Consider the following 8,143-nt stretch of genomic DNA (forward strand, 5'->3'; position numbering starts at 1 on the left):
CCGATCTCCAGCAGCACCGGCACGGCCAGCGGCGAGATCCGGTCGAGCGCGCGCAGCGTCAGCTTGCGCCGGGCGCGCTTCAGCAGCAGCGCGACGCGGCCGAGATCGACCAGGCCGCGCGCCGCGCCGGCGCGGGTGGCGCGCAGCAGCACATGGTCGGGCTGGTGGCGGCGCAGCACGTCGTAGATCAGGTCGGCGCTGACCGTGACCTGGCGGCCGGTCTTGCGCTCGCCGGGCGTGCGCCGCTCGATCAGCCCGGCGATCACCGCGACGTTGCGGAAGGTGCGCCGCAGCAGGCTGGATTCGCTCATCCAGGCTTCCAGGTCGTCGCCCAGCATGTCCTCGTCGAACAGCACCGCCGGGTCGGTCACCGGCTCCAGGCTCCAGGTCGCCAGCACGTAGTCGGTGGCGACGAAGCCGATCGGCCCCAGACCGGCGCGCTCCATCCGCTTGGTCACCAGCATGCCCAATGTCTGGTGCGCCTGCCGCCCCTCGAAGCAGTAGGCGACCATGTAGTGCCGGCCGCCGCGCGGAAAGGTCTCGATCATCAGCTCGCCCGGGCCGGGCAGGCCGGAGCGCTCGCGCTGCAGCTCCAGCCATTCGTGCGCATCGTCCGGCAGCCCGGCCCAATGGGCGGGGGTGGACAAGAGGCGCCGCACCCGGTCGGCCAGATGGGTGGTCAGCGGCATGCGGCCGCCGGCATAGGCCGGCACCTTCGGCTCGCCGCTGGCGGCGCGGCTGGCGATCACCGACATCTCGCGGATGCCCTCGAAGCGCAGCAACTGCCCCGCGAACATGAAGGTGTCGCCCGGCACCAGCCCTTGCGCGAAATACTCCTCGACCTCGCCCAGCACCTTGCCGAAGCCGCCGGACAGGCGGACCTTCAGCATCTCCTCCTCGACGATGGTGCCGACATTCATCCGGTACTGCCGGGCGACCACGGCGCTGGCCACCTTCCAGCGGCCCCCGGCATCCTGCTTCAACCGGTGGAAGCGGTCGTAGCTGCGCAGCGCGTAGCCGCCATGGGCGACGAAATCGAGCACGTCGTCGAAGTCGCGGCGGGTCAGGGCGGCATAGGGTGCGGCCCGGCGCACCTCGGCATACATCGCCTTGGCGTCGAAAGGGGCGGAGCAGGCGCAGCCCAGCAGGTGCTGCGCCAGCGTGTCGAGCGTGCCGGGGGCGGGCGGGTCGCCGTCCAGCGTCATGGCGTCGATCGCGTCGGAGGCGGCGCGGCACTCCAGCACCTCGAAGCGGTTGGCCGGCACCAGCACCGCGACCGACGGCGCGTCGAAGCGGTGGTTCGACCGGCCGATGCGCTGCAGCAGGCGGCTGGCGCCCTTCGGCGCGCCGATCTGGATCACCAGGTCGACCGCCGCCCAGTCGATGCCGAGATCGAGCGAGGAGGTGGCGACCACGGCGCGCAGCTCACCCCGCGCCATCGCCGCCTCGACCTTGCGCCGCTGCTCCGCAGCCAGGCTGCCGTGGTGCAGGGCGATCGGCAGGATCTCGTCATTGATCCGCCACAGCGCCTGGAACACCAGTTCCGCCTGCGCCCGGGTGTTGACGAAGAGCAGGGTGGTGCCGGCCCTGCGGATGCGGTCGTACAGATCCTGCGCCGCATAGGTGCCCATATGGCCGGCCCAGGGCAGGCGGCTCTCGGTCTCCATGATCTCGACGATCGGCTTGATCCCGGGCGGGCCGCGCACCGTGCGGACCAGGGCCGGGTCGGCATGGCCGGTCGGCGACAGCCAGGCGACCAGCGCGTCCGGGTGCGCCACGGTAGCCGACAGCCCGACCCGCCGGGCCTCCGGCGCCAGGGTGGCCAGGCGGGCGAGGCCAAGCGCCAGCAGGTCGCCTCGCTTGGTGCCGGCCAGGGCGTGCAGCTCGTCGACGATGACGCAGCGCAGGCTGCCGAAGATGCGGTCGGCGTCGCCATAGGACAGCAGCAGCGCCAGGCTTTCCGGCGTCGTCATCAGGATCTGCGGCGCATGGCGGCGCTGGCGCTCGCGCTTGGCCTGCGGCGTGTCGCCGGTGCGGGTTTCGGCCCGGATCGGCAGCCGCATCTCGGCGATCGGCTGCTCCAGGTTGCGGTGGATGTCGACCGCCAGCGCCTTCAGCGGCGAGATGTAGAGGGTGTGCAGCCCCTCGCGCGGCCGCTCCGCCAGCTCGGTCAGGGTCGGCAGGAAGCCGGCCAGGGTCTTGCCGCCGCCGGTCGGGGCGATCAGCAGGGCATGGGTGCCGTCGCGCGCCGCCTGCAGCATCTCCAGCTGATGCGGGTGGGGCGTCCAGCCCTTGTGCCGGAACCAGCCCTGGAAGGCCGGCGGCAGCAGCGGTTCGACGATCTCCGCCAATGCGGTCATGGGCCTGCGCCTCGACATCCAACCGTCACGGCACCGCGCCGTTTCGGCCATGATCCGGGGCCAGCCTGTGCCCGCCCCATTACCTTGACAGATCAGCCCATGACCCGCCGGACACGCAAGCGTTTAGTGTTTGTTCTCGTCGTCCTGGGCGTGTTTGCCGCGTTCGTGTTCATCAACAACAGCTCGTGGCTGTATGGCGCGCCGGGCGGGCCGCCGGTGCTGCTGGCGCATCGCGGCCTGGCCCAGGGCTACAGCCGCGAGGGGCTGACCGGCGACACCTGCACCGCCGCCCGGATGCTTCCGCCGGAGCATCCTTATCTCGAGAATACCATCGCCTCGATGCGCGCGGCCTTCGGGTTCGGCGCCGATGCGGTGGAGCTCGACATTCACCCGACCACGGACGGCCGCTTCGCCGTGTTCCACGACTGGACGGTGGATTGCCGCACCCAGGGCCACGGCGTCACCCGCGAGCACAGCCTGGGCGAGTTGCAGGCGCTGGACATCGGCTACGGCTATACCGCGGATGGTGGCCGGACCTACCCGTTCCGCGGCACGGGCGTGGGTCTGATGCCGTCGCTGGACCAAGTGCTGGACTCCTTTCCCGGACGCCGCTTCCTGCTGAACGTCAAGAGCAACGACCCGGCCGAGGGCGCGCTGCTGGCCGACACCCTCGCGGCCCTGCCGCCGGACCGCCTGGAGCTGCTGGCCGCCTATGGCGGCGACCGGCCGATCGCGGTGCTGCGCGAGCGGCTGCCGGCGGTCCGCTCGATGTCGCGTGCCTCGATCAAGGAGTGCTTCATCCGCTATGCCGCGCTGGGCTGGACTGGTCATGTGCCCGAATCCTGTCGGCGCTCGGTGCTGCTGGTGCCGTCGAATGTCGCGCCCTGGCTGTGGGGCTGGCCGCATCTGTTCGTGGCCCGGATGCAGGCGGCCGGCTCGCCGGTCTTCCTGATCGGGCCGTGGGGCGGCGGCTTCTCCGAAGGCATCGACGATCCGGCGCTGATCGCCGATCTGGTCGCCGACGGCTACGCCGGGGGAATCGAGACAGACCGGATCGACCGGCTCGGGCCTGGGCTGAGGCAATTGGGCGGGCCGGGATGATCGGCCCCGGCTTCAGGAATTCAACCGTTCGACTCTGTGCAGCCGGCGCTCCAGGACGCTGTAGGTCTGGGCATAGAAGGACCAGCTTCCCTGTCGCCGGACTCCGATGATCGTCGCCCGGTTTCCCGGATCGCCATAGGACGTCGCCCCGGGGCGGGATTCGCGGTCGAAGAAATGCTCCATCTCTCCCAAGGAAGCGGCGTCGCGCATCGACCGGTAGTCGGCCGCGGTCGGCTGGGCGCCCTTCGGCGGCTGGATATGCGCGACGATGCGCCCGCCATCCGCCCCCGCGGCGCCGACCGAGAAGGTGCAGCCGGACAGCTGCGAGGTGAGGGCGATGTCCGGGCCGCCGTTGCCGGGCAGCAGCGTGTGTCGGTTGACCAGCCGCGTCGTCCGCTGGGCCATCGGCACATACCAGGCATCGATCACATCGTCGCCTGCCGCCGCGGCGCTGTTGGCGCCGAGCTTGACGAACCTGATCATCGGCCGGTCCTTGGTCTTGGACATCAGGCCGGCAAGCCCGGTCTGAAAGCCGGCGTAGCTCTGGGAATGTCCCGTTTGGATCTGGAACATCGCCTGCTTCTCGAAGGGCTGTGCCAGATTCGGGTTGCCGCCGGCGATGGACACCACGTAGTGGCGCAGGAACGCTTCGGGGTCGGCCTGCAGCTCGGCCATCATCGTCGTCGCGTTCATCAAGCCGCTCTCTATCGATGAAATCTCATTGCCGGGATCTTCTAGCGGATTTTCGTCAAAAGCATTTCATCCGGCGGCCCTCGCGTTACGCCTGTAGCCTGCCGGCCGGTGGCACTCGTAGCTGCATGCATATCGGACAGGCCGCCTTTGTGGTGGTGCCGCGGCCCATTCTTCATTCCGCGCCGCAAAAATTCCGCTCGGGCAAATGAACCGAGACAATATGCAAAGGAATTCGGCTGCCTCCAGATGAGACGACGATCTTTGTCAGACAAATATAGATTGGGTTTTATGAATTCTGTTCCATCTTTTGTTCTGATCCATGTCAATAATAAGAAACGAAATTATATGTCTCCGCGGATGCGTTTTTTTGTTTCCCTCCTAAGATGCCGGCCGACGGGCTTCAGGCCCGAAGAAGGACATCAGGAGGAAGCGCGATGGGCCATATGAGCCAATCGTCCGGTGCCGGCGCCGAGGGCGGCGATCTCGCCCGCCGGCTGAAGAGCCGCCACATCCACATGATCGCGATCGGCGGCGCCATCGGCGTCGGCCTGTTCCTCGGCTCCGGCAAGGCGATCGCCAAGGCCGGGCCGGGGCTGCTGCTGAGCTATGCTATCGGCGGCATCGCCATCTTCTTCATCATGCGGGCGCTGGGCGAGCTGCTGCTCCACAAGCCGGTGGCCGGGTCCTTCGCCACCTATGCCGAGGAGTTCGTCGGCCCCTTCGCTGGCTTCGCCACCGGCTGGTCCTACTGGTTCATGTGGGTGGTGATCGGCATGGCCGAGATCACCGCCGTCGGCGTCTATGTCCATTACTGGCTGCCCGACGTGCCGCAATGGATCCCGGCGCTGGTGACGCTGGCGGTGCTGACCGTGGTCAACATCGTGGCGGTGCGGCTGTTCGGCGAGCTGGAATTCTGGTTCGCGCTGATCAAGGTGGTGACCATCGTCGCCCTGATCCTCGGCGGCCTGGCCGTGATTGTCTTCGGCATTGGCGACCTGGGGCAGGGGGCCAGCGTCTCCAACCTGTGGTCGCAGGGCGGGTTCCTGCCCTTCGGCGTGCTCGGCGCCGTGCTGGCGCTGCAGATGGTGATGTTCGCCTATCAGGGCGTCGAGCTGATCGGCGTCACCGCCGGCGAGGCGGAGGATCCGGCCAAGGTGCTGCCGCGCGCCACCAACGGCATCATCTGGCGCATCCTGATCTTCTACCTGGGCGCGCTGGCGGTGATCATGTCGCTGCTGCCCTGGACCCAGCTGGACCCGAATGCCAGTCCCTTCGTCTTCGTCTTCGACAAGCTGGGGCTGAGTGCCGCGGCCGACGTGATCAACCTCGTGGTCATCACCGCCGCCGCCTCGTCCTGCAACAGCGGGCTGTTCAGCAACGGCCGCATGCTGTTCACCCTGGCCCGGTCCGGCCAGGCGCCGCGCGTCTTCGGCCGGGTCAGCCGCAACCATGTGCCGGTGGCCGGCATCGCCGCCTCGGCCACGGTGATGCTGATCGGCGTCGGGCTGAACTATGTGGTGCCGGAGGAGGCCTTCATCTGGGTCACCAGCATCTCGCTGGTCGGCAGCCTGTGGACCTGGGGCATCATCATGATCGCCCATCTCGGCTATCGCCGCGCGGTCGCCGAGGGCCGGGCAGCGCCGGTCGCCTTCCGCATGCCGGGCGCGCCCGCGGCCAATTGGCTGGTGGTGGCCTTCCTGGTGCTGGTTGCGGTGTTCCTCGGCTTCGAGCCGTCGACCCGGGTGGCGCTGTATGTCGCGCCGGTCTGGTTCGCGCTGCTGATCGTCGGCTACCTGCTGACCGGCGGGCGGCGCCGGCCGGCGCTCGGCCTGTCCTGACCGTCGGTCCCGACCGTCGCACCCTTTGCGCTGGTCGCCCGGCCGGCGCATAAGGGGCGGCGACGGACAGCGGAGGATTTGATGCGGACGGACGGACCGATCGGGCTGATGGCGGCGATCCCGCAGGAGCTGGCGGCGCATGCCGACCTGGTGGTGCGCACCGAGCGCGAGATCGCCGGCTGCCGCTTCCGCCTCGGCCGCCTCGGCACCCGCGACCTGGTCGCGGTCGAGGCCGGCATCGGCAAGAGCCATGCCGCCATGGTCGCGACCCTGCTGCTGCAGGAGTTCGGCTGCAGCTCGCTGCTGTTCTCCGGCGTCGCCGGCGGCCTCGACCCGGACCTCGCCATTGGCGATGTCGTGGTGGCTGACCGGCTGGTGATGCACGACTACGGCGCCCGCGTCAGCGGCCGGCTGAAGCCCTACCAGCCCGGCGTGCCGCCGCTGCCCGGCTTCCCGGAGGAAACTGGCTACGGCCTGGAGCCGATGCTCAGAGAGAAGATCAAGGACGCTCTGGAAGGCATTGATATCGGTGGATTCGATGCTGCCGCGACCGGCGGCGAGCCGCACCGGTCGCGGCTGATCTTCGGCACCGTCCTGACCGGCGACATCTTCCTCAACGACGCGCAGGAGCGCGAGCGGTTGCACCGCGACTTCGGCGGCGTCGCCATCGAGATGGAGGGCGCGGCGGTGGCGGCGGTGGCCGAGCGTTTCGGCGTACCTGTCGTGGTGGTCCGGGCGCTCAGTGACCTCGCGGGCAGCGAGAGCCACATGGATTTTCCGGCGTTCCTCGACGCCGCCGCACGCATCGCCGCCCGTGTCGTCGGGCGGATCTCGACGGTGCTGTAACCGGCTGCTCCCGACAATCTGGGACAAGTGGGCGACTGGGTCGACCGGCCGTCGCATCGTCGCGTTTTTGCATATCCTAACCTCCTTGTAGGTTATAGTGTCGGGACAAGCCGGCGCCGAAGCCGGGCCGGCACGTTGCAAGGAGGAGCCCCGATGACGATCCGTCTTCCGTTCGCCGCCTTCATGCTCGGCATGTCATTGTCGTTATCCCTGGCCGCGGTGGCGGCCACGCCGGAGGAAGACCTGGCCTCGGCCAAGCCGGAGATCGAAAAGGCCAATGCCGACTGGGTGCCGGCGCTGCAGGCGGGCGACGTCCACAAGGCGGCAGAGCCCTTCGCCGACGACGCCATGTTCATCCTCGGCAACGGCAGGACCTACACCGGCCGGGCGGCGATCGAGGCCTTCCTCAAGGAGCGGATGGTCCCGGGCACCAGGATCACCGGCGGCACCATCCAGCAGGACGGCATCCAGGTCATCCGCGACGGGCTGATCTATGAATGGGGCCATGGCGGCACCACCAAGGTCGACGCCCAGGGCAAGAGTTCGACCTCCTCGGGCCTCTACCTGACGGTGTGGCAGCGCGGTGCGTCCGGGCACTGGCAGATCATCCGCAACCTGAACTTCTGACCGGGGCGGCCCGGGGCTCGACAGGCACGCTGCGGGTGCCAACATCATGGCTGAGATCGTCGGCCCGCGGGGCGGCACGGAGGAGGCCATGGACGCAGCAATCATCGAGGACTATGCCCAGAAGCTCCGGGCCGCCGGCGCCGGCGCGTCGCTGGTGCTGCTCACCCGCGGCGGGCACGAGATTTCGGCCCGCGACGTCCGGACCGCCCGCGACCTCGTCCACCTGGTCCAGGACGGCGGCGAGACCGTGCTGCTGCGATCGGAGATCATCGGGATCCGCCTTCACGGCGCCGGCGGCGTGGCGTCCCGGATGGGATTCTGACCGCATCGCGCATGGCAGGGCCCGGCCGGGCTCATGGATCGGGCGGCGTTCGGGCTTTGCCAAGCTGGCGGCCGGGCCCGAGGATGCCCCGCAACGACCGGAGCGTCGGACCGGAGCGCCCATGAAACCCCGCCATATCCTTCTCGCCCTGCTGGTGGCCGCCATCTGGGGCTTCAACTTTGTGGTCATCCGCATCGGGCTCGGCAGCTTCCCGCCGCTGCTGCTGGCCGCGCTGCGCTTCATCCTGGCGGCGCTGCCGGCGGCCCTGCTGCCGCGCCCGCAGGTGCCGTGGCCGCGCATGCTGGCGATCGGCCTGACGCTGTTCGTCGGCCAGTTCGCCTTCCTCTTCCCCGCCA

General features: G+C 69.2%; 8 protein-coding genes. 6 read left to right on the top strand and 2 right to left on the bottom strand.

The annotated features are described in order from the left end of the window. Nucleotides 1-2,360 (bottom strand): ligase-associated DNA damage response DEXH box helicase (locus ABDW35_RS26475; protein ID WP_343716852.1); only part of this gene is annotated, 2,360 nt, incomplete at its 3' end. A gap of 99 nt (nt 2,361-2,459) precedes the next feature. On the opposite strand from ABDW35_RS26475, the gene ABDW35_RS26480 reads away from it, so the two are divergent. Continuing rightward, nucleotides 2,460-3,461 (top strand): glycerophosphodiester phosphodiesterase family protein, encoded by a 1,002-nt coding sequence (locus tag ABDW35_RS26480; protein WP_343716853.1) that lies wholly within the window; start codon nt 2,460-2,462, stop codon nt 3,459-3,461. Between the two features lie 12 nt (nt 3,462-3,473). On the opposite strand, the gene ABDW35_RS26485 is transcribed toward ABDW35_RS26480, so the two are convergent. Next, entirely contained in the window at nt 3,474-4,154 is a 681-nt protein-coding gene (locus ABDW35_RS26485; RefSeq protein ID WP_343716854.1) for a hypothetical protein, read from the bottom strand. Between the two features lie 443 nt (nt 4,155-4,597). Between ABDW35_RS26485 and ABDW35_RS26490 the strand changes: the two genes are divergently transcribed. The 5 genes from ABDW35_RS26490 to ABDW35_RS26510 form a co-directional block, all read left to right on the top strand. Then, on the top strand, nt 4,598-5,992 hold the full coding sequence (locus ABDW35_RS26490; protein ID WP_343716855.1) for an amino acid permease: 1,395 nt from the start codon (nt 4,598-4,600) through the stop codon (nt 5,990-5,992). Nucleotides 5,993-6,073: 81 nt separating this feature from the next. Further along, on the top strand, nt 6,074-6,838 hold the full coding sequence (locus ABDW35_RS26495; RefSeq protein ID WP_343716856.1) for a 5'-methylthioadenosine/adenosylhomocysteine nucleosidase: 765 nt from the start codon (nt 6,074-6,076) through the stop codon (nt 6,836-6,838). A gap of 153 nt (nt 6,839-6,991) precedes the next feature. Further along, nucleotides 6,992-7,465, top strand: coding sequence for an SgcJ/EcaC family oxidoreductase (locus ABDW35_RS26500; protein WP_343716857.1), 474 nt, complete (start codon nt 6,992-6,994; stop codon nt 7,463-7,465). A gap of 88 nt (nt 7,466-7,553) precedes the next feature. Beyond that, nucleotides 7,554-7,787: a hypothetical protein gene (locus tag ABDW35_RS26505; protein ID WP_343716858.1), complete on the top strand. Its 234-nt coding sequence runs from the start codon at nt 7,554-7,556 to the stop codon at nt 7,785-7,787. A gap of 121 nt (nt 7,788-7,908) precedes the next feature. Continuing rightward, nucleotides 7,909-8,143: EamA family transporter (locus ABDW35_RS26510; RefSeq protein WP_343716859.1), on the top strand; the 235-nt coding region annotated here is incomplete at its 3' end.

The sequence above is a fragment of the Inquilinus sp. genome (assembly GCF_039594555.1).
In the GTDB taxonomy this organism is placed as follows: Bacteria; Pseudomonadota; Alphaproteobacteria; order DSM-16000; family Inquilinaceae; genus Inquilinus.